General features: G+C 38.2%; 1 protein-coding gene. It reads right to left on the bottom strand.

Annotation, left to right across the window (positions count from 1 at the left end):
- Positions 1–448 (bottom strand): transposase (locus H6A28_RS14920; protein WP_204481091.1); only part of this gene is annotated, 448 nt, incomplete at both ends.

Here is a 448-nt window from a genome sequence, read left to right on the forward strand (position 1 = left end):
CTGAAAATCTTGTGTTTCGCCTGATAACGGGCATTCTGCTCTTTGTCGAAAGTACTGTATTTTACAAATGGTGTAATATTGTTCTGTTCCAATAATTCGTAGTTCTGCTCGCTTCCGTACCCCGCATCAGCAGTGAGTTCTTCCAACTCTTCCATTCTTTTTTTACCAAACAATTTCTCAAAATTTTCCAAATGACGCTCCAAAGTATTGATATCATTGGTTTGCTGATGGATGGTATAATTGACGATGATTTGATTCTCTGTGGAAATCTGTGCATTATAAGCCGGTTTGAGCTGTCCATTCATCATGTGATCGTCCTTCATTCTCATGAAAGTAGCATCTTCATCGGTCTTGCTGTAGGAATTCCGCTCTGCTAAAATAGCTTCCTGAGCTTCGTATTTAGCGAGGTTTTTCTCAAAATTTTTTTTAATGTAATTCAGTTTGGCTT

This window comes from Bacteroides mediterraneensis, from assembly GCF_016900355.1.
Lineage (GTDB): Bacteria > Bacteroidota > Bacteroidia > Bacteroidales > Bacteroidaceae > Phocaeicola.